Annotated in this window: 19 protein-coding genes and 1 tRNA gene; 9 read left to right on the top strand and 11 right to left on the bottom strand. The window is 58.2% G+C overall.

Going from position 1 to position 24,277, the window contains the following annotated elements; translation table 11 throughout:
• Positions 1-282: 282 nt before the first annotated feature.
• The 7 genes from gltA to V8G57_RS01730 all read right to left on the bottom strand — a co-directional run bounded on the left by gltA (position 283) and on the right by V8G57_RS01730 (position 6,411).
• Positions 283-1,587, bottom strand: coding sequence for a citrate synthase (gltA, locus tag V8G57_RS01760; RefSeq protein WP_092392129.1), 1,305 nt, complete (start codon positions 1,585-1,587; stop codon positions 283-285).
• Between the two features lie 106 nt (positions 1,588-1,693).
• Positions 1,694-1,963, bottom strand: coding sequence for an FAD assembly factor SdhE (locus tag V8G57_RS01755; RefSeq protein ID WP_061539807.1), 270 nt, complete (start codon positions 1,961-1,963; stop codon positions 1,694-1,696).
• A 117-nt stretch (positions 1,964-2,080) separates the two neighbouring features.
• A complete protein-coding gene (locus tag V8G57_RS01750; RefSeq protein WP_092392127.1) occupies positions 2,081-2,794 on the bottom strand; it encodes a succinate dehydrogenase iron-sulfur subunit in 714 nt (237 codons plus the stop codon).
• Between the two features lie 75 nt (positions 2,795-2,869).
• Positions 2,870-4,648: a succinate dehydrogenase flavoprotein subunit gene (gene sdhA / locus V8G57_RS01745; RefSeq protein WP_061542296.1), complete on the bottom strand. Its 1,779-nt coding sequence runs from the start codon at positions 4,646-4,648 to the stop codon at positions 2,870-2,872.
• A 2-nt stretch (positions 4,649-4,650) separates the two neighbouring features.
• Positions 4,651-5,016 (bottom strand): succinate dehydrogenase, hydrophobic membrane anchor protein, encoded by a 366-nt coding sequence (gene sdhD, locus V8G57_RS01740; protein WP_092392125.1) that lies wholly within the window; start codon positions 5,014-5,016, stop codon positions 4,651-4,653.
• Positions 5,016-5,426, bottom strand: a complete 411-nt coding sequence (sdhC, locus tag V8G57_RS01735; protein WP_342827936.1) for a succinate dehydrogenase, cytochrome b556 subunit — start codon at positions 5,424-5,426, stop codon at positions 5,016-5,018. The genes sdhD and sdhC overlap by 1 nt, the downstream gene beginning before the upstream one ends.
• 190 nt (positions 5,427-5,616) lie before the next feature.
• Positions 5,617-6,411, bottom strand: a complete 795-nt coding sequence (locus tag V8G57_RS01730; RefSeq protein ID WP_175500836.1) for a GntR family transcriptional regulator — start codon at positions 6,409-6,411, stop codon at positions 5,617-5,619.
• Positions 6,412-6,745: 334 nt separating this feature from the next.
• Between V8G57_RS01730 and V8G57_RS01725 the strand changes: the two genes are divergently transcribed.
• The 5 genes from V8G57_RS01725 (at position 6,746) to V8G57_RS01705 (ending at position 13,712) form a co-directional block, all read left to right on the top strand.
• The gene (locus tag V8G57_RS01725) at positions 6,746-7,735 is read left to right on the top strand and encodes a malate dehydrogenase (RefSeq protein WP_144736154.1); all 990 of its coding nucleotides are present in this window, start codon (positions 6,746-6,748) and stop codon (positions 7,733-7,735) included.
• Between the two features lie 113 nt (positions 7,736-7,848).
• A complete protein-coding gene (locus V8G57_RS01720; protein ID WP_342827933.1) occupies positions 7,849-8,820 on the top strand; it encodes an HpcH/HpaI aldolase/citrate lyase family protein in 972 nt (323 codons plus the stop codon).
• Positions 8,821-8,869: 49 nt separating this feature from the next.
• Positions 8,870-9,355 (top strand): hypothetical protein, encoded by a 486-nt coding sequence (locus V8G57_RS01715; protein ID WP_092392696.1) that lies wholly within the window; start codon positions 8,870-8,872, stop codon positions 9,353-9,355.
• Between the two features lie 25 nt (positions 9,356-9,380).
• On the top strand, positions 9,381-12,104 hold the full coding sequence (gene acnA, locus V8G57_RS01710; RefSeq protein ID WP_092392118.1) for an aconitate hydratase AcnA: 2,724 nt from the start codon (positions 9,381-9,383) through the stop codon (positions 12,102-12,104).
• 351 nt (positions 12,105-12,455) lie between these two features.
• Positions 12,456-13,712, top strand: coding sequence for a DUF2863 family protein (locus V8G57_RS01705; RefSeq protein ID WP_144736150.1), 1,257 nt, complete (start codon positions 12,456-12,458; stop codon positions 13,710-13,712).
• A gap of 35 nt (positions 13,713-13,747) precedes the next feature.
• On the opposite strand, the gene V8G57_RS01700 is transcribed toward V8G57_RS01705, so the two are convergent.
• Positions 13,748-14,653, bottom strand: coding sequence for a LysR family transcriptional regulator (locus V8G57_RS01700; protein ID WP_342827930.1), 906 nt, complete (start codon positions 14,651-14,653; stop codon positions 13,748-13,750).
• Positions 14,654-14,788: 135 nt separating this feature from the next.
• Here V8G57_RS01700 and V8G57_RS01695 point away from each other — a divergent pair, with 135 nt between their 5' ends.
• The gene (locus tag V8G57_RS01695) at positions 14,789-15,661 is read left to right on the top strand and encodes a pirin family protein (RefSeq protein WP_342827929.1); all 873 of its coding nucleotides are present in this window, start codon (positions 14,789-14,791) and stop codon (positions 15,659-15,661) included.
• Positions 15,662-15,738: 77 nt separating this feature from the next.
• On the opposite strand, the gene V8G57_RS01690 is transcribed toward V8G57_RS01695, so the two are convergent.
• The gene (locus V8G57_RS01690) at positions 15,739-16,860 is read right to left on the bottom strand and encodes a M14 family metallopeptidase (protein WP_342827928.1); all 1,122 of its coding nucleotides are present in this window, start codon (positions 16,858-16,860) and stop codon (positions 15,739-15,741) included.
• A gap of 170 nt (positions 16,861-17,030) precedes the next feature.
• On the opposite strand from V8G57_RS01690, the gene V8G57_RS01685 reads away from it, so the two are divergent.
• The 3 genes from V8G57_RS01685 to V8G57_RS01675 all read left to right on the top strand — a co-directional run bounded on the left by V8G57_RS01685 (position 17,031) and on the right by V8G57_RS01675 (position 20,624).
• Positions 17,031-17,107 (top strand) — tRNA-Pro (locus tag V8G57_RS01685).
• A 710-nt stretch (positions 17,108-17,817) separates the two neighbouring features.
• A complete protein-coding gene (locus tag V8G57_RS01680; RefSeq protein ID WP_342827927.1) occupies positions 17,818-20,031 on the top strand; it encodes a protein kinase domain-containing protein in 2,214 nt (737 codons plus the stop codon).
• Between the two features lie 119 nt (positions 20,032-20,150).
• The gene (locus V8G57_RS01675; RefSeq protein WP_342827926.1) at positions 20,151-20,624 is read left to right on the top strand and encodes a hypothetical protein; all 474 of its coding nucleotides are present in this window, start codon (positions 20,151-20,153) and stop codon (positions 20,622-20,624) included.
• A 63-nt stretch (positions 20,625-20,687) separates the two neighbouring features.
• Here the strand turns inward: V8G57_RS01675 and V8G57_RS01670 are convergent, their stop codons facing one another.
• Both V8G57_RS01670 and V8G57_RS01665 read right to left on the bottom strand, forming a co-directional pair.
• The gene (locus tag V8G57_RS01670) at positions 20,688-22,265 is read right to left on the bottom strand and encodes a sigma-54-dependent transcriptional regulator (RefSeq protein WP_342827925.1); all 1,578 of its coding nucleotides are present in this window, start codon (positions 22,263-22,265) and stop codon (positions 20,688-20,690) included.
• Positions 22,266-22,371: 106 nt separating this feature from the next.
• On the bottom strand, positions 22,372-23,961 hold the full coding sequence (locus V8G57_RS01665) for a hypothetical protein (protein ID WP_342827924.1): 1,590 nt from the start codon (positions 23,959-23,961) through the stop codon (positions 22,372-22,374).
• Positions 23,962-24,277 lie beyond the last annotated feature (316 nt).

Below are 24,277 nucleotides of genomic sequence, written 5' to 3'. Positions count from 1 at the left end.
GACCGGTTAGCGGATTGCACATCAAGTTGTGGGGAAGGGCTCTATTGCTGTGTTCTTTGCTGCCAACTGCTTTTTTTCTAAATTCGGGTGCTGCCTGCCCTTCAAAACACGTTTACCACGTGTTTTTTGCTACCTTTTACTACCCGTTTCTACCACCATTTCTCACTGCTTCCGGCCGCATGACACGGCACAGGACAAGAGCATAGCATAACCTGCACAAACGCAAACAGCGAATCCGGGGATTCGCTGTTTTTGTGTTGCTATTGCCCGTTCACGCCCGGCTTAGCCGCGTTTTTCGATTGGCGGCACGTCACGGGTCTGCGAACCGACGAACAGCTGGCGCGGACGGCCGATTTTCTGTTCCGGATCGGAAATCATTTCATTCCATTGCGCGATCCAGCCTACGGTGCGCGCCATGGCGAAGATACCGGTGAACAGCGAGGTCGGGATGCCCAGCGCCGACTGCACGATGCCGGAGTAGAAGTCGACGTTCGGATACAGCTTGCGGGAAACGAAGTATTCGTCTTCCAGCGCGACTTTTTCCAAAGCCATCGCCAGCTTGAACAGCGGGTCGTCATGCAGGCCAAGTTCGTTCAGCACTTCGTAGCAGGTTTCACGCATCAGCTTGGCGCGCGGGTCGAAATTCTTGTAGACGCGGTGACCGAAACCCATCAGCTTGACGCCGGAATTCTTGTCTTTCACCTTGGCGATGAATTCAGGAATCTTGTCGACCGAACCGATTTCCTTCAGCATGTTGAGCGCCGCTTCATTGGCGCCGCCGTGGGCAGGACCCCACAGGCAAGCGATGCCGGCAGCGATACAGGCGAACGGATTGGCGCCGCTGGAACCGGCCAGGCGCACGGTCGAGGTCGATGCATTCTGCTCGTGGTCGGCGTGCAAGGTCAGGATACGGTCCAGCGCGCGCACCAGCACGTCGTTGACCTTGTACTCTTCGCACGGAGTCGAGAACATCATGTGCATGAAGTTGGCGCTGTACGACAGTTCGTTGCGCGGGTAGACGAAAGGCTGGCCGACGTTGTACTTGTAGGCCATGGCGACCAGGGTCGGCAGCTTGGCGATCAGGCGGATGGCCGACACTTCGCGGTGGCGCGGATCGGTGATGTCCAGCGAGTCATGGTAGAACGACGACAAGGCGCCGACGGTGCCGACCAGCACGGCCATCGGATGCGCATCGCGGCGGAAACCGCGGAAGAAGAATTGCATCTGCTCGTGCACCATGGTGTGCTGGGTCACGGTAGCGTCGAATTTCGCCTTTTCAGCGGCAGTCGGCAATTCGCCGTTCAGCAGCAGGTAGCAGGTTTCCAGGAAGTCGCAATTGACCGCCAGCTGCTCGATCGGGTAACCGCGGTACAGCAGCTCGCCCTTGTCGCCGTCGATGTAGGTGATCGATGAATTGCACGCCGCGGTCGACATGAAACCGGGGTCGTAAGTGAACTTGCCGGTAGCGCCGTACAGCTTGCGGATATCGATGACTTCGGGGCCGACGGTGCCCTTGTAAATAGGAAATTCTACGGATGGACTGCCATCGGAAAACGATAGCGTGGCTTTTGTATCAGCGGTGGTCATGGCTCTTCCCTCAATCAAAAGGTGACTCTAAATCAAAAAAACAAAAGACGCGCCTGCAAGCTGGTCCATTTCTTCCGCGGCCGTCGCCGCCAGCGAAGATACAGGCTTAAGCAGTGCGTATTCTGGCTAACAGGGCATGCACTTGCGGCAAATCCAGCAAGCCGTCCGGTTCTTTACGGACCAGCAGCAAATCCATTAGTTCGTTGTCGGACAACTCCATCAGGCGCGAAAAAGCATCGACATCGTCGTCCGTCATGCTGGCTTCGTTTGCGTCCAGGAAACGCGTGAGTATCAGGTCGTTTTCAAGCAGGCCGCGTCGCGCACGCCAGCGCAGGCGGGCTCGGTTGGCAGGATCGGCTTGATGGATGATAGACATGGAACCCACTTATTCTATTTGATATCGCCATTCGGCGCTTTCGACGAACAGTTCTAAAACTGCCGCGACGACAAGGGCGGGAAGACTCGGGAGCCGTCCCGCCCTGCTTACTCTCTTTTATACCGCTCGACGCACCATCAGCTCTTTGATCTTGCCGATCGCTGCGTTAGGGTTCAAGCCCTTCGGACAGACATCCACGCAGTTCATGATCGAACGGCAGCGGAACAGGCGATACGGATCTTCCAGGTTGTCCAGGCGCGCGCCGGTGGCTTCGTCGCGGCTGTCGGCGATGAAGCGGTAGGCTTGCAGCAAGCCGGCCGGGCCGACGAACTTGTCCGGGTTCCACCAGAACGACGGGCAGGAAGTCGAACAGCATGCGCACAGGATGCACTCGTACAGGCCATCCAGCTCTTCGCGCTGTTCCGGTGATTGCAGGCGCTCTTTTTCCGGCGGGATGTTGTCGTTGATCAGGAACGGCTTGATCGATTCGTATTGCTTGAAGAACTGCGTCATGTCGACGATCAGGTCGCGGATCACCGGCAGGCCCGGCAGCGGCTTGAGGATGATGGGCTCGGTCAGTTCGTTCAGGTTGGTGGTGCAGGCCAGGCCGTTCTTGCCGTTGATGTTCATGGCGTCGGAACCGCACACGCCTTCGCGGCAGGAGCGGCGCAGCGCCAGCGAATCGTCGACGTCGGCCTTGATGCGCTGCAAAGCATCCAGCAGCATCTTGTCGGTTGGCAGCAGCTCTACCGTCAGGTCCTGCATGTAAGGCTTGGCATCCTTATCAGGATCGTAACGGTAGATTTTAAATTTCAAAGTACGTGATGACATGGCTATACCTTTTTATTAATTGTGCGGCAGAGTTGCGGGCCACCGCGAGGTGGCGCACCGCCCTGCCGCGACAAATCAGAATGTGCGTGGCTTTGGCTTGAACGTATCAACTGTCAGCGGTTTGGTGATCACTGGCTTGTAGTCGAGACGATTACCTTCGGAATACCACAAGGTATGCTTCATCCAGTTTTCGTCATCACGCTTTTCATAATCGCGATGCGCGTGAGCGCCGCGCGATTCCTTGCGGGCTGCAGCGGAAGTAATGGTGGCCTTGGCGGTTTCGATCAGGTTGTCCAGTTCCAGCGCTTCGACACGCGCGGTGTTGAAGACCTTGGACTTGTCCTTGAACGAAACATGCTTGCGCCGCTCGTCGAGCACCATGATTTCCTTGTAGCCCTGCTGCAGCAGTTCATCCGTACGGAACACGCCGCAATAGTGCTGCATGGTCTTGCGGATATCGCCGGCCACATCTTGCACGCGCTCGGAACCGGTGCTGGTTTCCAGCTTGGCCAGGCGCGCCAGGGCGACGTCGGCTGCATCCGCCGGCAACGGCTTGTTGCTGCGCTCCTTGAGCTTGCTGTCGACAATGTGATTGCCGGCCGCGCGACCGAACACCACCAGGTCCAGCAGCGAGTTGGTGCCCAGACGGTTGGCGCCGTGCACCGAGACGCAGGCGCACTCGCCGATGGCGTACAAGCCGTTGACTACCGCGTTCGGGATGCCGTTCTTCGGCACCACTACCTGGCCATACACATTGGTCGGGATACCGCCCATTTGATAGTGGATGGTAGGCACGACCGGGATCGGTTCTTTCAAGGCATCGACGTTGGCGAACTTGTGGCCGATTTCCAGGATCGACGGCAGGCGCTTCATGATGGTTTCGGCGCCGATGTGGCGCAGGTCCAGCATCACGTGATCCTTGTGCGGACCGCAGCCGCGGCCTTCCTTGATTTCCTGGTCCATCGAACGCGACACGAAGTCGCGCGGCGCCAGGTCTTTCAGGGTTGGCGCATAACGCTCCATGAAACGCTCGCCGTTGGCATTGATCAGGATACCGCCTTCGCCGCGCACGCCTTCAGTGATCAGCACGCCCGCGCCGGCCACGCCGGTCGGGTGGAACTGCCAGAACTCCATGTCTTCCAGCGGCAGGCCGGCCCGTGCAGCCATGCCCATGCCGTCGCCGGTATTGATGAAGGCATTGGTGGAAGCGGCCCAGATGCGCCCTGCACCACCGGTAGCCATGACCGTGGTCTTGGCTTCCAGGATCATGACATCGCCGGTTTCCATTTCAAGCGCCACGACGCCGATGACGTCGCCTTCCGCATCGCGCACCAGGTCGATCGCCATCCACTCAACGAAGAAGTGGGTCTTGGCGCGCACATTGCGCTGGTACAGTGTGTGCAGCAGCGCATGGCCGGTGCGGTCGGCAGCGGCGCAGGCGCGCGCTACCGGCTTTTCGCCGAAGTTGGCCGAGTGGCCGCCGAACGGACGCTGGTAAATGGTGCCGTCGGCGTTGCGGTCGAACGGCATGCCGAAGTGCTCCAGCTCATACACGGCCTTTGGCGCTTCCCGGCACATGAACTCGATCGCATCCTGGTCGCCCAGGTAATCGGAGCCCTTGACGGTGTCAAACATGTGCCAGTACCAGCTGTCCTCGGACATGTTGCCGAGCGAGGCGCCGATGCCGCCCTGCGCCGCAACCGTGTGCGAACGGGTAGGAAATACTTTCGACAAGACTGCAACATTCAAACCAGCTTCCGCCAACTGCAGCGAAGCACGCATACCGGAACCACCGGCCCCAACGATTACCGCATCAAAGCGGCGTGTAGGAATTGTGGATTTAATAGCTGCCACGATTACACTCTCCACAAAATCTGCGCCGCCCATCCGGCACAACCGACCAACCACAGGATTGTGGCAACTTGCAAGACCAGGCGCACGGCGACCGGCTTGACGTAATCCATCCAGACATCACGCACGCCGATCCATGCATGGAAAAACAGCGCCATCAGCGTCACGAAGGTAGCGAGCTTGAACCACTGGTGCGAAAACAGACCGGCCCAGCCTTCATAGCTGAAGTTGCTGGCGGTCAGGAAAGAAATCAGCAGGATGACGGTATAAACCGCCATGACGATGGCGGTGACGCGCTGCGCCAGCCAGTCGCGCAAACCATAATGCGCGCCTACTACCAGACGCTTGCCGCCAATATTGTTATCAGCCATCAGAATGCTCCAAACAGTTTCAATGCAACGATCAGCGCCAGCGGCACGCTGACGATCAGGACGCCGGCAGCCGACTTGCGTGCGCTGTCCTTGTCCAGGCCGATGTGGTTATCCATGACGAGGTGGCGGATGCCAGCGCAGAAGTGGTGCAGGTAAGCCCAGGACAGGGCCAGGATGACAAGCTTTACGAACCAGTTCGACGTAAAGCCTTTGAAGTATTCGAAAGAACTTTCAGATATCAGGCTTTTATCCAGCATGAACAAGATAAAAGGCAACAGCAAAAACATCAACAAGCCACTAATGCGATGCAAAATCGAAATAATGCCTGCCAGCGGCAAGCGGTAACCGACAATTTGAGTAATGTTTATATTACGAAACTGTGGCCGATTGGGTTTCGCGGCTTCAGACATGACAGGGTTCTCCTCAGTTTAAAAATTTGCGACAAAAGCGCAATCCCGCAATTTTCGCCGATTTTTGTGCAGCACACCAATAGTTATTATTCAATATTGCGAATAATCACCGGCGCTCACCCTGGTGCTTTGCCATTTTGCTACCAGTCGTCGGTATCGACAGGCAGCAGGCGCGCTAACCCTGCCCAGATCAACTCAGCTCGTTCTGGTAGTGATGGCGATTGGTTACATACAAGCCGCGCCGCACTTCCACCGGCTTGTCGCCATAAGTGAAAGACACGCGCTCCACGCACAACAAAGGCGATGATTTTTCCACCGCCAGCAACTGCGCCGCATCGGCGTCGGCGCTGGCGGCGCGGATCTGCTCGGTGGCGCGGATCATGCGCGTGCCGAATTCGGTTTCAAACAGGCCGTACATCGGGCCCTTGTATTCCACCAGGCGCTCCAGCGTCAGGGCCTTGAACAGCGCGCCCGGCAGCCACAGCTCTTCGAGTATGGTCGGCACGCCGTCGAACGCCATGACGCGCTTGACATACACCACCGAATCGCCCGACTTCATGCCGAGCAGGCGCGCGATTTCCGCCGGCGCGCGCAGGCGCTTCAGCTCGATGACTTTTTTATCGGTAACTTGCGGCTGGTCGCTGTCCGGCATCAGGCGCAGGAAGCGGAACTGCGAGCGCGCTTCGTGATGGGTGGCGACAAACGTGCCCTTGCCTTGGCGCCGCACCAGCAGGTTTTCCGCGGCCAGTTCGTCGATCGCCTTGCGCACCGTACCCTGGCTGACCTTGAAACGGTTGCCGAGCTCGACTTCGCTGGGGATCAGTTCGCCCGGTTTCCACTCGCCCGATTGCAGGCGCTGCATGATCAGCGCCTTGATCTGCTGGTAGAGGGGACTGAAGGTCGGGGACGATGCTGAGGGAGATGCAGGAACAGCAGCGCTCTGGCTGGCGGGGTCACTGCTCACATTGGGCGGGATGGAACTCATAAGCTCAGATTTCACCATAAAACACCCATTGTCGTCCAGCAAAAAATACGCAATGATATGTCTTATATAAGACATAAGATATTGATTGACATACCATGTTGCCAAGCCTAAACTCGCGGGCATAAGCACTACTTGACGACTGCCGTCGCGTTGATGCCAAGCTAGATGCCAGAGATGCAAGCTGCAAATTGCCGGCTCCCTGTCCAAGCAAAACAAACTGACGCACGCGGCTTTCGCCGGTATCATTAGGGGCTGCGCAGCATCGCTGCAATAGACATATTACGCAAACGTACCAACAGACATCGCTTTTCTACCACCTCTCTGGAGATTCAACATGGCTAAGTCCCCAATGCGCGTTGCCGTTACAGGCGCCGCTGGTCAAATCGGTTATTCCCTGCTGTTCCGCATCGCCAACGGCGACCTGCTCGGCAAAGACCAGCCGGTCATCCTGCAACTGCTGGAAATCCCTGACGAAAAAGCACAAAAAGCGCTGAAGGGCGTGATCATGGAAGTCGACGATTGCGCTTTCCCGCTGCTCGCCGGCATCACCGCCCACAGCGATCCGCTGACCGCATTCAAGGATGTCGACGTCGCCCTGCTGGTCGGCGCCCGCCCACGCGGCCCAGGCATGGAACGCAAGGACCTGCTGGAAGCCAACGCCCAGATCTTCACGGTGCAAGGCAAGGCGCTGGACGCCGTTGCTTCGCGCAATGTCAAGGTGCTGGTGGTCGGCAATCCGGCCAACACCAATGCCTACATCGCCATGAAATCGGCGCCTGGCCTGCCGGCCAAGAACTTCACCGCGATGCTGCGCCTGGACCACAACCGCGCCCTGTCGCAAGTCGCCGCCAAGATCGGCAAGCCGGTCGCCAGCATCGAAAAACTGTTCGTCTGGGGCAACCACTCGCCAACCATGTACGCCGACTACCGCTACGCGACAGCCGACGGCGCATCGGTCAAAGACCTGATCAACGACCAGGTCTGGAACAAGGACGTGTTCCTGCCGACCGTCGGCAAGCGCGGCGCGGCGATCATCGAAGCGCGCGGCCTGTCGTCGGCGGCATCGGCCGCCAACGCTGCGATCGACCACGTCCGCGACTGGGTGCTCGGCACCAACGGCAAGTGGACTACCATGGGCGTGCCGTCGGACGGTTCTTACGGCATTCCTGAAGGCACCATGTTCGGTTTCCCAGTCACCACTGAAAACGGCGAATACAAAATCGTCCAGGGCCTGGAAATCGACGCCTTCTCGCAAGAGCGCATCAACATCACGCTGAAAGAACTGCAAGAAGAACGTGACGGCGTGAAACACCTGGTCGGCTAATCCCCCTCAGGCACGCACACCCGCAGCACCTGCATGGCAACACTGCCATTGCCATGCAGCGCTTGAATACAGAATTTAGAATTCTTTACCGCCACACCCAACAAAAAGTCGCAATGCATCCTACCCAGGTCTTATTCCTAGGCAAGCAGCAGCCGGTCTCGCTACCGGTCTGCGATCATTACGCCGGCGCTGAAAAGCTCATGCGTAAGTCGGTCGCCCTGCAGCAGGAGCTGGGTCCGGTATTCGACATCACACTCGACTGCGAAGACGGCGCCAGCGCCGGCAACGAAGCAGCGCACGCACAACTGGTGGCCGCCGTCATCGCCGGCGCCGACAACCGCTTCGAGCGCATCGGCGCGCGCGTGCACGACAGCGGCAGCGCTTTTTTCGAACAAGACGTAGAGATCATCTGCAAGGGCGCAGCGCGCCGGCTGGCTTACCTGATGCTGCCCAAGGCCGAGAGCCTGGCCGAAGTCAGCGCCGCCATCGCCCTGATAGAGCACCACAGCAGCCAGGCCGGACGGCAGGCGTTGCCGGTCCATGTCTTGATTGAAACCCACGGCGCCCTGGCCGATGTGTTCGCCATCGCCGCCCTGCCCCAAGTGCAGTCGCTGTCGTTCGGCATCATGGATTTCGTTTCGGCGCATTACGGCGCCATTCCCAGCGCAGCGATGCGCTCGCCGGCGCAGTTCAGCCATCCGCTGGTCACCCGCGCCAAGCTGGAAATCGCCGCGGCCTGCCATGCGCACGGCAAGGTGCCTTCACATAACGTCACCACAGACATCAAGGACAGCGCCAGCGCCGCTGCCGATGCCGGCCGCGCCGCCGGCGAATTCGGCTATACCCGCATGTGGAGCATCCATCCGCAGCAGATCAGGCCGATCTTGAACGCATTCACCCCGCCGCAGTCGGAAATAGCCGCCGCGGCACAGATCCTGCTTGCCGCCCGGCAGGCGGACTGGGGACCGATACAACACGAGGGCACGCTGCACGACCGCGCCAGTTACCGTTATTACTGGAGTGTTCTGCAGAGGGCAAAAAACAACGGCGTCGCACTACCTGAAAATGCAATAACTTTGTTATAACCGCGCCCCGCGTTGCCAAGACAGCGGGATGCATCATGGAGCAATGGAAATGAAAAAGAGTCTGTCTATTTTAGTTTTGCTGTGCGCCAGCCTGGCAGTTGCAGCACCGCAGGTGCAAGCCCAGACCAGCGCCAAGAAAACCGTCAAGAAATCCGCCAAGAAGCCGGCGGCAAAAGCAGCGCCGGCAGAAGCCGACGACGGCGAAGATGAAGGCACGCCGGACGTCAAGACTGCAGTTTCGGTCGATTACAAATGCGAGCTCGGCAACAGCCTGACAATTTTCACCAACGCTGAAGACGACAAGCACATCGCACTGCGCTGGGGCAAAACCCTGCACCGCCTGTCGCGCGTGCCGACCACCACCGGCGCCAACCGCTTTGAAAACCGCAAATACGGCCTGCTCTGGATCGGCATCCCGGCCAAGGGCATTTTGCTTGATTCAAAAACAGGACATCAACTGGCGAACGAATGCAAATCGGCAGCGCAAGAATCCATGCCGGCTGCCGCACCTGTTGATCCGGCACATAGCTTGTAATTAAACTGAAAACCCAGGAGAAATCATGTCCCGCAACACGTTGAACACACTCAAGGAATTCAAGATTTCCGCCTCCAAGAAAGGCAAGTTCTATTCCTTGCCTGCGCTGGAGAAAAAACTCGGCGTCAACATCTCGCGCCTGCCGGTGTCGATCCGTATCGTGCTGGAATCCGTACTGCGCAACTGCGACGGCAAGAAGGTTACCGAAGAACACGTCAAGCAGCTGGCTAGCTGGGGCGCGACTGCTGCCCGCACCGACGAAATCCCGTTCGTGGTGGCGCGCGTGGTGCTGCAAGACTTTACCGGCGTGCCGCTGCTGGCCGACCTGGCCGCGATGCGCAACGTTGCCGCCTCGCTCGGCAAGAACGCCAAGAACATCGAGCCGCTGGTGCCGGTCGACCTGGTGGTCGACCACTCGGTGCAGATCGACCATTTCCGTGAAAAGAAAGCGCTCGACCTCAACATGAAACTGGAATTCCAGCGCAACAACGAGCGCTACCAGTTCATGAAATGGGGCATGCAGGCATTCGACACCTTCGGCGTCGTGCCTCCCGGCTTCGGCATCGTCCACCAGGTCAACCTGGAATACCTGGCGCGCGGCGTCCACCAGAAGGATTCGGTGTATTACCCGGACACCCTGGTCGGCACTGACTCGCACACCACCATGATCAACGGCATCGGCGTAGTCGGCTGGGGCGTCGGCGGCATCGAGGCGGAAGCCGGCATGCTGGGCCAGCCGGTCTACTTCCTGACACCTGACGTCGTCGGCGTCAACCTCACCGGCCAGCTGCGCGAAGGCGTCACCGCCACCGACCTGGTGCTGACCATCACCGAACTGCTGCGCAAAGCCAAGGTTGTCGGCAAGTTTGTCGAATTCTTCGGCGAAGGCACCGCCTCGCTGAGCCTGACCGACCGCGCCACGATCGCCAACATGGCGCCTGAATACGGCGCCACCATGGGCTTCTTCCCGGTTGACGATGCGACTATCGAATACTTCGAAGGCACCGGCCGCAGCAAAGCCGAAATCGACGCGTTTGCTGGCTATTTCAAGGCCCAAAACCTGTACGGCATTCCAAAGGCCGGCGATATCGACTACACCACCGTGGTCGAACTCGACCTGGCTACCGTCGCACCTTCGCTGGCTGGCCCTAAGCGTCCGCAAGACCGTATCGAAATCGGCAACGTCAAAGCCAACTTCGCAGAACTGTTCAGCAAGCCTATCGCAGAAAACGGCTTCAACAAGAAAGTGGAAGACCTGGATGCAACCTACACCAACGCCGACGGCGTCAAGCTGCAAAACGGCGATGTGCTGATTGCCGCCATCACTTCCTGCACCAACACGTCCAACCCTAGCGTCATGCTGGCGGCTGGTTTGCTGGCCAAGAAAGCAGTCGAGGCCGGCCTCAAGGTTCCTGCCCACATCAAGACTTCGCTGGCCCCTGGCTCGCGCGTCGTCACCGAATACCTGGAAGCGGCCGGCCTGCTGCCGTACCTGGAAAAACTCGGCTTCGGCGTCACTGCCTACGGCTGCACCACCTGTATCGGCAACGCCGGCGACCTGACGCCAGCCATGAACGAAGCCATCGTCAAGAACGACGTGGTGGCATCGGCCGTGTTGTCGGGCAACCGCAACTTCGAAGCACGGATCCATCCGAACATCCGTTCCAATTTCCTGGCCTCGCCACCGCTGGTCGTCGCTTACGCGATCGCCGGCAACATGACGCGCGACCTGATGACCGAGCCTGTCGGCAAGGGCAAGGGCAAGGATGGAAAAGTTCGGGACATTTACCTGGGCGACATCTGGCCGACCTCGCAAGAAGTCGCCAAGCTGATGAAGTTCGCGATGAACGCCAAGACCTTCAAGGCCAACTACGCTGACGTCAAGGGCGCACCAGGCAAGCTGTGGGAAGCCATCAAGGGCGTCGCCGGCGGCGAAGTCTACAACTGGCCGAAATCGACCTACATCGCTGAACCACCGTTCTTCCAGGATTTCACCATGGTGCCGAAGGCAGCAGCGACCGGCATCACCGGCGCCCGCGCGCTGGGCGTGTTCGGCGATTCGATCACCACCGACCACATCTCGCCAGCCGGTTCCATCAAGGAATCGAGCCCGGCCGGCAAGTGGCTGATCGCCAACGGCGTGCTGAAGGCTGACTTCAACTCCTACGGCTCGCGCCGCGGCAACCACGAAATCATGATGCGCGGCACCTTCGCCAACGTCCGCATCAAGAACCTGATGATTCCTGCGACACCGGACGGTTCCCGGGTTGAAGGCGGCATCACGCTGCAACAGCCAAGCGGCGAACAGACCTCGATCTATGACGCCGCCATGCAGTACGTCAGCGACGGCGTGCCGACCATGGTGTTTGCCGGCGAAGAGTACGGCACAGGCTCCTCGCGCGACTGGGCAGCCAAGGGTACCCAGCTGCTGGGCGTGAAGGCCGTGTTTGCGCGTTCGTTCGAGCGTATCCACCGCTCCAACCTGGTCGGCATGGGCGTCTTGCCTTTGCAGTTCCTCGGCACGGACAGCGTCCAGACCCTCGGCATCACCGGCAACGAGACGTTCGACCTGAAGGGCATCGACGGCGAAATCAAGCCGCAGCAAGACGCTACCCTGGTGATCCATCGCGCCGATGGCGAAACCAAGGAAGTCAAGGTCCTGCTGCGTATCGATACGCCGATCGAAGTCGACTACTACAAACACGGCGGCATCCTGCCGTTCGTGCTGCGCCAGTTGCTGGCAGCATAACAACCGCCCTGCCCGCCGCCATCTGTACCGGCGGCGGACAGGCAGTCGGAAGTACCTCAAAACGCCGGCCAGACCGGCGTTTTTTCATTTCTGGAGCGGATGCAGGGTTATCCAAGGTAGTTATTCCACATGGCGTTAAATCCACTACAATAGAAGCTAGCAGTCTTCCTGCCTTTGAGTCCCAGAAAAACTCACAGCAAGCGGTCGTAGGCCAGAAGGCAGCGCAGAACAGCGGAGCATATCCAGCGAGGATATGTGAGCATCTCGGTTGCCGGGCATTGGATGCGAGCATCCGCTACGGTCGCGCAGTAAGACATTGACTTTGTGTTGTCAGCCCTTACTCTATCCACTATGCGCCGTCCGTCAAAAAAACCTTCCCGTAAATCTTCCGCCGACAGCCATCGCCTGGCCGAGCTGGCGCAAGCATTGATACAAGCCTCCAGCCGTCTTGAGGAGCGCGCATGGGAACGCGAGATTGAAGCCTTGCTCAACAAGCATTTCAAGGCGCGCCACCAGGAACCCATCGACGGTGCGCTGGAACAGCTGTTCCCGGCCCAGCCCGACGCCTACGATGCCTTGATGGACGTGGTCGAAGCCTGCAGCGAATCGAGCACCATCGACTACCAGGGCCAGCAGTACGACTGCCTGCTGGTCGGCATCCCGCTGCTGGCATGGACCCGCTTTTCGATCGGTTCAGGACCGATTCCAAGCGACGTCATGCTGACCCTCGGCGCCCACCTGCACGCCCATATCCTGGCGCCGGAAGTCATGACCGCCATCGTGCCGTCGCTGTATGCGATCGACCAGCTGCCGCGCAGCCACAGCGAAACCTTCGCCCTGCTGCAGCAGCTGTCGCACGCGGCGCTGACCGCGGCGCCGGTGCGCAGCCCCGCCGACCAGCCGCAGACCGCGCCGTTCCTGGCAGACACCCGCTACCTGCTGGCGGCGCTGGTGGCGCCCAGCGGCATGCCGCTGTTCCGCTGGCAAATGATGCATGGCCAGGTCGGCCACATCGCCGCCGACAAGGAACAGGCGCTGGAGCAATGGCGCAACCAGGTCACGCCCAACATGACGCGCCTGCTGCCGGGCTGCGGCATCCAGCTGTTGCTGCCGGAAGCGTACTTCGCCGCTTGCCGCGAAGCCGACCTGCAGATCCGCCCTGCTTCCCTGCGCGCCGCCAGCTACTACCTGTCGCATACGCTCGACATCGCCTCCAAAGACCTGCACGCCAGCATCGGCCGTTTCAGCGAACAGCCGGAAAGCGGCCGGGTTGACGAGTACCGCATCGGCTTCTCGCTGGGCCAGACCAACGAAGTGATCTACGGCGTGGTGTGGCCGCTGTACGGCCCGGAAGAAGCCAACGAAGAAATCGTCAGCCGCGCCAGCGACAGCGACGCCGCCAGCGCCGAGCCGGAAACGCCGCTGGAACAGATCCTGAGCCTGCTGCGCGAATGCGGCATCGATGACATCCAGCGCCATGCCGAACTGTTTGCGATGGAATTTTGCGATGATTGCGGCACTCCGCTCTACCCGGACCGCGAAGGCGACCTGGTGCATCCGGAAATGCCTGACGACACGCCGCCCGGCGGCTCGGCGCACTTCCACTAAACCGGAAGCAATCCGCAACGCTCGTCCAGGCCGGCTTAGTCTTCTTTCAAAGCCTGGAAACGCTGCACCAGGTAATCGATCAAAGTCCGCACCAGCGGCAGCAGGCCGCGCCGCGACGGGAACACCACATGGATGATCTCGGGCCGCGGCCGCCAGTCGTCCAGCACATGCACCAGCGTGCCCTGCGCCACCTGCTCGCGGATCATCATGGTCGGCAGCTGCACGATGCCGACGCCAGCCACCGCCGCCCGCAGCAAGGCCACCATGTCGCCGGTGACAAAACGCGGCGTGTGATGGATCGCGGCCTTGGCGCCGTCCGGCCCGAACAGGTTCCAGACATGGTTTTGCTGCGCCGTCCCCAGCCCCAGGCTCGGCCAGCTGTTCAGGTCGGCAGGTGACATCGGCAGCTGCCGGCTCTGCAGCAATAGCGGGCTGGCGACCAGGCACTGGCTGCGGTCAGCCAGTACCCGCAGCACCAGTTCGCTGTCGGGAATCGGCGGCGGCCGCACCCGGATCGCGATATCCACCGCTTCGGCGACGACATCGACCCGGCGGTTGGTCGCTTCCAGCAATACCGTCACGCGCGGATTGGCTGCCATGAAATCGGCCAGCATCACATCCACATGCGCATGCAGCAACGCCACCGGGCAAGTCAGCCGAACGACGCCGCGCGGCTCGCCGCGGGTCAGCTCGATGGCGTCCTGGGCGGCGTCGGCTTCCACCAGCATCGCCTTGCAATGTTCGTAATAAGACTGCCCGACTTCAGTCACGGAAAACTGCCGGGTGGTGCGCTGGACCAGCCGCACGCCCAGCCGCTCCTCGAGCAGCAGCAGGCGCCGGCTCAGCTTGGATTTCGGCATGCCCAGGGCCCGCCCCGCCGGCGCAAAACCGCCGTGGTCGACCACCTGGACGTAATAGTAGAGATCGTTCAAATCCTGCATGGCAAGCCTTGCATAAATACCTCATCGTTCACCAAATAGGACACTGATGGCCGATCTTACAGGCTACCGCTCGCATTGTCCTTGGATTAATCTATTACCAGCAACAAATTTTGTTGCCTACACAAGGAGTCGTTCATGAAAAAAGTCCTCGGCGTCTACAGCGCACCTCGCCAACATTGGGTCGGCGACGGTTTTCCTGCTCGCTCGATGTTCTCTTACACCAGCCACGGCAAGCAGCTGAGCCCGTTCCTGCTGCTCGATTACGCCGGCCCTGCCGAGTTCAGCCCGGCCACCCGCCCACGCGGCGTCGGTTCGCATCCGCATCGCGGCTTCGAAACCGTGACCATCGTCTACAAGGGCGAAGTGGAGCACCGCGACTCGACCGGCCACGGCGGCGTGATCGGTCCCGGCGACGTGCAATGGATGACCGCGGGCAGCGGCATCCTGCACCAGGAGTTTCACTCGGAAGCTTTCACCCGTTCCGGCGGCACGCTGGAAATGGTGCAGCTGTGGGTGAACCTGCCGGCCAAGGACAAGATGACGGCGCCCGGCTACCAAGCCATCGCCGATCGCGACATCCCGGCCGTGGCCCTGCCCGGCGGCGCCGGCAGCGTGCGCGTGATCGCCGGCGAGTTCGACGGCCAGGCAGGTCCGGCCCATACCTTCACGCCGATGAACGTGTGGGACATGCGCCTGAACCAGGGCGGCAACGCCAGGCTGTCGCTGCCCGCCGGCTGGCATTCGGCCCTGGTGGTGCTGCGCGGAACCGTGCTGGTCAACGGCGAAACCGTGGCGCGTGAAGCGCAAATGGTGTTGCTCGACAACGATGGCAACAGCGTCGATATCGAAGCCAACAACGACGCCGTGGTGCTGGTGCTGAGCGGCGAGCCGATCGATGAAGCGATCGTCGGCCATGGCCCGTTCGTCATGAACAGCCAGGAAGAAATCGCCCACGCGATCGCCGACTTCAATAGCGGGCGCTTTGCGCGGATAGCCGAACCGGCCTGACAGCCGGCTGTTGCATGAAAAAAGCCGGGCATGTCTGACATGCCCGGCTTCTTTACAACGGAAAACAAGATTGCGGCTTATTCAAACGCCCGCAAGATCGGCTGCAGCACCACCTCGCCCAGGCGGGCGCTGCGCGCGCCATCCCAGCCGACCTGCGCATCCGGCAGGTTGACGTTATCCTTGAACGGCAGCTCCAGGGTCAGGGACACACACTTGAAGGTGTGGCCGATATATTTGGACGCCAGGGTCAGCACGTCGCTGCTGTACTTGCTCGCCGCATAACCGTATTCAGTCTGGAAATCCGGGCTGGCGCGCAGGAAATCGTCGATGAATTTCTGCTGCTCCACGCCCTGCTGCGGACTGAAGTCTTCCAGCATCTCCGATCCCGCCACAAACACGTACGGCAACGCCTCGTCGCCGTGCACGTCGAGGAACAGGTCGCAGCCGGTTTCATGGATCTTGTTCTTGACCGCATACACTTCGGGGCTGCGTTCCAGCGACGGCGTCATCCACTCGCGGTTCAGGTTGGCGCCGGCAGCGTTGGTGCGCAGGTTGCCGCGCACCGAGCCGTCCGGGTTCATGTTCGGCACGATGTAGAACACCGCATGCTGCAATACCTTGGTCGCCAGCGGATTGGCGCTGTCCAGCAAGGCGTCGACCATGCCTTCGACAAACCATTCCGCCATGGTCTCGCCCGGATGCTGGCGAGCGATGACCCAGACTTTCTTGGCAGCGTCAGGATTGCCGATCACCAGCACATTCATGTCGCGGCCGTCGACCGTGCTGCCGATATCCAGCACGCGCGCCAGCGGCGATTGCTCGGCCTGCCCCAGCAGCGCCAGGTGGCGCTCCCAGGAGTACGGTTCAAAGTAGGCGTAATAGACACTGTCGTAGTCCGGCGTGTGGCTGATGGTCATGACCTGGCCGTCAAAGCTGGTCGGCACGCGGAACCAGTTTTCACGGTCGTAGCTGGCCACCGCCTGGTAATTTTCCCAGCCCTTGGGATAGGTCGTGGCGCCGGCGTTGAGGAAGCGGATGGTGCAGTCTTCATCGCGCGCGCCCTGCAGGCGGAAATAAAACCATTGGGTGAAATCCGCGTGCGAATCCTTGCGGATTTTCAATTCGATTTGCTGAGGACTATCCGCGCGCACCACTTCAATGGCGGCGGCGTCAAACTGCTGGCTGATTTTTATCGACATAGGATTTTTTGGTGAAGATCGTCGCCCGGACCGACACAGCGCCCGCCGGAAACGCGAGTTTCGGCAAGGGGCTGCGCAATCCGCCTGACAATCGGTGGGAAAATTTTATAAAATTTCTCTGTTCTCGGTGAGTAACAAAGCAACTAGCCCTGATATAATATCAGGCTTGTCGGGGCGTAGCGCAGCCTGGTAGCGTACATGCATGGGGTGCATGGGGTCGGAGGTTCGAATCCTCTCGCCCCGACCAATAAATTCAAAGGGTTACAAGTTTTTGACTTGTAGCCCTTTTTCTTTTCAGCTGTAACTGGTAAGACAATCGGTAAGAAAAAAATGCTACTACCTGCTTTCCGATTACGGCTCGCCCCTTCCCTTAGACAAATACAGGAATAACAATCGCACTATTATTTTATTCTTGCCATTGTGATACTTTTTTTGTTTCAACATGAAAATAAAAGAAAAAGAGATGGGACAAGCGAAGAAATGAGGTTCACAAGTCGTACCCTGTGTCATTAACGTCGAAAACAAAACATCAAAGTCAAAAATACTGATGTGCGCATTTGAGCGCAAACAGTAAAAACACCAGACGGGGACTACGGCCGTTACTGGAGTATCCGCACGGGTAAATTTCGACGCACATTCCACGCTTGGTGGTCGCGCTTAGTTATCTGTTTGAGCTTTCCCCTGAAATTTAATCTTCCTTAACCTCAATCGTTGTACGTGATTGGAGCGCCTGACTCCATTCGCATGTCCTAAGTTCGTGAGGGCATGGGAAAATTACCGCCAGCCTTTTTTATGTGAGCAACAGCACCGGACTGAACTAATGAGCTTCAGAATTAATCAGGGAGTAAATACGTTCGCATGACGACTGGTTTTCGACTTTATTTGAGCTAATATGCGTTGCCGTCAATTTATTTACGGCAATATCATTGGTTTGTGCCTTGAAGACGGGAATTTCGAATGGCCGAAGCACAATCGTCAGATAATCCGATCGCTGTGAAGCACTATCAGATTCATCGTCGTTTGGGTGAAGGTGGTTTTGCCCACGTTTATGAAGCCTGGGATAGCAAGCTGTGTCGAAGTGTCGCAATCAAGCGCCTTAAAAATATCGATGGCGCAACCAATGCAAAAGACATTCTGCGGGAAGCACGTTTGTCTTCATCGCTCAAGCACCCCGCCTTTGTCAAAATTCACGCCTTAGAAGAAGACGACGGCGATGTGCCATCCATCGTCATGGAATTGGTGCCAGGCCGTAGCTTGAAGCAGTTACTGGTCGAAGCGCCTCTTTCGGAACTGCAAGCGCTGCTGATTGTCCAGGCCATTGCCGAGGCTATGTGCGAAGCACATGACTCAGGCCTGACTCACGGCGATCTGAAACTCTCGAACCTTATGATCGAGCCTTCGGGAGCATTGCGCATACTCGACTTCGGCCTGGCGGTGCACAGCGATTCGCAAGTCACAATCTCGCTACAGCAAACCGATCTTCAGGGCACAATCGCTTACATGGCGCCGGAGCGCCTTCGAGGCGCCGCACTTAGCCCGCAATGCGACATTTACGCGCTCGGCGTGGTTTTGTACGAATTGACCACGGCAATGCGACCATTTCCTCATTTATCCGGGCTGGCACTGGCCGCTGCCCACCTGCAATCTTCATCCGAACAATGGCATTATCCGGCAGCAATGGATGCTGAATTAATCTGCTTGATACGCAGAATGACCGCCTATTCGAGAGAGCAACGGGTTCAGTCCATGCGCCAGACGCATTGGCAAATCACCGAGGTTGCGAAGGCAATGCAATCAGATTCGCACGCCGCCACCGTGCCGACCGGGTTGATATCGACTGTTTCTGCACCATTGCCATCAATAAGCAAGACTACACCGCTCTCCCGACAAGGGCGGCGGCTCACGCTGGCACTTGCACTGACAATTGCGCTCGCCGGTGGTGCGTGGCTGGTGTCACCGTATGCATCGTATTTGTCAGCGCTGGTCACTCCGAGAACACCGTTCAGTGAAGCGCTGGAAATGAAACAAGGGCTGGCAGCGCTTCAATCGTGGGACCGGCCGGGCCAACTGGACGAAGCGGAAACCAGATTCACGACCATACTCCATCACAATTCGGCCAACGCTGCGGCCGTGGCAGGATTATCCCAGGTCTACAGCCTGCGCTACTTGAACGACAATCTGGACGAGACCTGGCGACAGAAAGCTGCGGCGGCGGCCCAGCAAGCGCTCAAGCTGAATGACCAATTGGCGCTGAGCCATGTTGCCTATGGCAACGTGCTGTTCGATGAAGGCAAAATCGAGGCGGCGGCGGCGGCTTACGAACGCGCGCTAAATCTGGACCCGACGAACCTGTTTGGATTAGCTGGCAAGGCACATTCGCTACGCAAATTGCATCGCTCCGATGAAGCGCTGCTTGCAGCGCAAAAGGACCTACAGGATTATCCGCATGAGCGAGTATTCGCCGACCTGATCGGGACGATATTTTATGAGCAGGCAAATTTCAAGGCGGCAGAACAGGCATTCCGCCAAAGTATCAAGATTCAACCGGACGCGGTATTTGCATACGCGAATCTGAGTGCTGCGCTGCTCAGCCAGGGTCGCTCGGACGAGGCCATGCAAGTGCTGCAGCAAGGTTTGCAGATCAGGCCTAGCGCCTGGCTGTACAGCAACCTGGGCAATGCCTTGTTCATGCGTGAAGATTATGTCGGCGCCGTCACCGCCTTCGAGGCAGCAGTCTCCGCAGCCAAAGGCAATCCCAGCGACTACCTTGGCTGGGCCGACCTTGGTGATTCCTTGCTATGGATACCGGGTCGCGAAGCGGAAGCGCGCGCGAGTTATCAGCACGCGATCAACCTGCTGTCGCCACGCCTCGTACGCATGCCAAACAATAAAGAAATGCTATCGCAAATGGCATTGTACCTTGCCAGAATTGGCAATCGAAGCGAGTGTGAAACCCTGCTGCGGCAGGTACTAAAACTGGCTCCCGACAGCGCCTCTGTCCAGTTTCGCGCTGGCCTCGCTTACGAATTGACGGGCAACCGGAGCAGTGCGCTGGAGGCCATCGCGCGCGCAAGGCAATTGGGGTACCCGGCAAAATTTATCGAGACCACACCCGAGCTGGTTGCGCTGCGCAGAGACCCCAGGTATTTGAAAACAGCGGCAAGTCCGTGAGCAGAAACGAACCTGGCACGGCGTATGCATTAGCCCCTATCCGCGTCACTCTCATGTTAACCAAATAGCTCGGACGCCATTCCAATTTCAGCCGTCAATTTAATACTTGGAGAATTTATATGACTCAAATGAAGAAACCTATCAACTACACGAGCATTCTGGTTCCGTTGGACCAAAGCATCCCTTCGGCTCAATACGTACCATGGGTAATTACGCCGACGCCAGACCGCACTGGGGGGCCAGGCTCACTCGGCGGAATGCCGTGGCTCAGAGCGGGCGACACGATGACTTTTAACATCCAAGGCATCAAGCCAGGCTCCGGTAAAAGCACACTTACTTTCATCAAACTCCCACCGATGGAATCCGGTCTGCCGACGCCATTCAAGCAGTACAACAAGGAAAAACATCCACATTCACCGTATCATTACAAACTGGGTGAAGTACTCGAGTTTGATAATATCGATGGGCAAGAAGCAGAGTGGAATTTTAACTTGGAGCATGATGCTGGAGATGGCAATCACCCCGTGCTGGAGCTGGATCCAGAACTGCGAGTTGGTACCGGAGTTCATCACTGTGGCGACGATGAAAGCTAAACAGCTGTAACACTCGCCATGCAATGACGGGCCATCCGGAAAGACTCCTGGTCGGCTCGCCAATTACAATAGCCGCAGATGACGCCTCAATGGTTCCGCTGGTGTCTTCAAGCGCGACGCGCAGCGCTCGACGTCTCCGCCGCAATCGACCATCGCCAGACGAATTTCTTCCTGCGAAATGCAGTCCAAATTACGAATCTGTGGATGCGCTTCCAATAATTTGTACATCGACGGTCGCGATATCCCCAGCGCCAGTGCTGCGCCCTGGATGTACCAATCGCTCTTTTCCATTGCCGCCAATATCTCCGCCTCTGTCAGATCAGCCAACCGCCGTCGGCCCGATGCAGCACTGGCGTTGGCCCCGGCAACGCTCGAAGGAGCACTGCCGGAGGCGCTGAACCGGGTAGCGTCAGGCCTAGCGTCCACCAGCGAGTAAAAATCCGGCAGCTGTTCGCCCGGCGGCGTCAGCAACAAACGATTGGTTGCATGCGCCAGCTGACGCACATTTCCCGGCCAGTCGTAGAGTATAAATTGCACGATCAGCGACGCCGGCAACTGCAATTCGCCCCCCGTTGACAACTTCGACGACGCCAGCAAATGAGCGATCAGCATGCCGATGTCTTCACGCCGTGTACGCAGCGGCGGCAAATGGATAGTAAAACTCCCCAGACGGCGCAATAACGCTTGATTAAACCCTGCGGCATATAAATTCTGATCGGTAGCTGCGATCAGCCGCGCGCTTGATCGTACGTCGCGAGATGCGCCCAGCGGGCGGTAATCCCCCGTTTCCAGCACGCGCAGCAGCATGGGCTGCACTGCCATCGGCGTGTTGCCTACTTCATCGAGGAACAGCGTGGCGTCCTGCGCTTCGGCGAACAGTCCGCTGCGGGCCGTTTGCGCTCCGGTATAGGCGCCCCGGCTGGCTCCGAACAAGTCCGCCGCCGCCAGCGACTCATTTAGTGCCGCCATATTGACGCTCACCAGGCGCGCTTCGGCACGCCGGCTCAATCCATGAATACCCCGCGCCGCGACCTCCTTCCCAGTACCGGTTTCCCCCAACAGCAGGACGGAAACATCGGTTCCAGCTACTTGCCGAATCTGGTCGCGCGTGGCGATTGCCGCGCTGCCTATTCCCAGCCAGCCGTCGACCGGATTATCTTTGGGAAGACAGCGCATCCAGTGCAGACATAACAGAACCGTCCGACCCAGGCTCAAAACCGCGCCGGCGGCAATCTGTTCGTGCGACAGAAAAGTGGTCTCGCTGATGTCGGCACCATTGATTTCGAGCACCATGTGGGTGTTACCCGATGGTTCGATGATAATGCCGCCATGCCCCTGCGTGATCCGAAGCGGTGTCCGTGAAATCCCGCCATAAGCCAGGCCGCCGCCCTCACCCCCAGCCCGGCGAAACAGAGGCATAAAACGTGACAATTCCAACGGCGCGGATGGATCGGCCCACAGGAATTGCTCGCCTATGCGCATCGCGTCTGGATGCCAGGCGACACTGAGAGCCAGCAGAGGTGCATCCGTCTGCGTGCCAGTGGATAAGGAAGGCGATGGGATTGTAAAGTCTGAATTGATCATTGCCATCCAGAAATAGCCTGAATGGGCGAATGTAAATGAGTGCGGGGCGAGTGTCAACTCGCCCCGCCACCGGCAAGTGCATTGCCGATTCAAAGTCAGATCCCGGTAAATACTGCTCAGCAGGGCTGCGAGGTGCCGCCCTGCTGAGCAGTATCGATAGCAATTACACGTTCGACGGCGGATAAGAAGCTACTCCGCCCAGGACATAAGCCAGTTGCTGCTGGATCGGAGTCGTGCCGCTGATCACCGGCGGTCCAAACGTGACAGTGACCGATCCTGACGACGAGCTCGAATCGACTTTTTGTACCGAATAAGAGCCGGAGGCACCGCCGAGATCGAACATGCCGAACAATTTAAGTTGTACTGAAGCATTCACCTGCAAATCGCTGGTGATCACACTGGCCTTGGCGCCGGTAAACGTCATGCTGATGGTCGGTTGCTGGCTAATGACGAAGGTTTTGAGGCGCGAGAAGGTTTTCCCCTGTCCAAATAATTGGGTCACATCGAACTCGCTACCTTGCAACTGGTAGCCCGTCGCTTCTTGCCCAGTCTTGGTTGCCACTTCCTGCAAGATGTCGTCCGCATACCAACCTGTGGTGTTGTCGGTCGACAGTACACTCGGAATCGACGCAAACAAAGTCACGCCCGGATAGGTGATATTCATGGTGACGGTGGACGACGACGAGGTGTAACGCGACATATCGTATGCGGCGCTGCCACTGACCGCAATATCCAGAATATCGGCGATAGGAATAGTGAAGCTGGTGCCACCCGAAATGCTCAACTGCGAGCTGTCGGAACTGAAATCACTTATGCTGATTGCCACACTAACCGCATTGCCAGCTGTATTCAAACCCGCAATCAATTGATTCGCAGTAGGCAATTTATTCGGCGTGAAGCCAACGTAATAGCTAGAACTGTTAACCTGCATGCCGCCGTTAGCCTGAGATGGCGTAGTGACGTTGGCAACAACGGCAGCAATGCGCGCGGTGGCGGCATAGTAACGATTGTGCATGGCATAGCTGTCACCGGCGAGGCTCTTGTATGCAGCGATCGCATTGCGCAAGGCATTTAGCGAGTCTGGTATGTTGGCGATGCTGCCATACGCCTTATTCATCTGGTTAAATATATCCTGCAGTTTGCCGCCAAAAGGCAATGGGCTGGTATATACGCCTTGAAGATTTTCAAACTCGGTCAGGATGGACGCTATCTGTCCGCTCGCAGCGGTATCCTGTTTTCCCATCGTAGCAAGGTCTTGCTGGCAGAATGAGAACGTGACGGCACCCATGATCTGCGCGTACAGATTGGAAAAACCAGCACCGGTGAGCTCTGGCTGACCATTGCTTGCCACACCCAGCAGGGTGTCGATGTCTTGCAGCGTGGCCCGGTTATAGTAAGCGTTGCTACCGTAAGTAATGCCGTAGTTGAAACCCGACGGATAGTTAATCATGCTGAATGTACCGTCGAGCTGAGTCGACAAGAACTTGGTGACCTGCGACTCGATGCCGTCGATAAATGCTTGCTGCATCGGTGACACGGACGATACATCCGCCAGGAGCATGGCGTTACTCAGGGTAACCGAAACGCGGCACTGCGATAGTGGCGGCGCCGCCGGGTTTGGATGGCTGTTCACCCAATTGGCGTAAGCATATCCTTTTGCTACATCAGGAGACGGTGCAACAACTGTTTGAGGCCAGTCGTAAAAGGGAGGCTTGGTGCTTGGGCGAGCAATGTTGACGCGATACGTAGGCATGATGGTATTGGCTCCAGATAAAGTGATGGTTCAAATAGATGTCGGCCGTAAGCGATTTTCTAAATCCGTCACACGCGCCGCACCTGATGCAGGGTGAAAGTGCCGGTCGTCATTGCTGCATATCGACGATCGATTCTTCCTCCACTGATAGCCTTATTCGCAAGCATCATGCCAAGCAAAAAAGCTACTGATTTAGCTGAATTTCCATCACATCTGTGTAAAGCCATCGATAATTTTACACATCACCATTTTCTTTACACGACTGCTTTACACAGCTTCTTTACACACCTTTCCGTGACAATAAAAAGAGACCATG

The sequence above is a fragment of the Collimonas rhizosphaerae genome (assembly GCF_038896935.1).
GTDB lineage: Bacteria > Pseudomonadota > Gammaproteobacteria > Burkholderiales > Burkholderiaceae_D > Collimonas > Collimonas rhizosphaerae.
The sequence above is the reverse complement of the archived record's forward strand: the minus strand, read 5'-3'. Positions and strand labels throughout refer to the sequence as shown.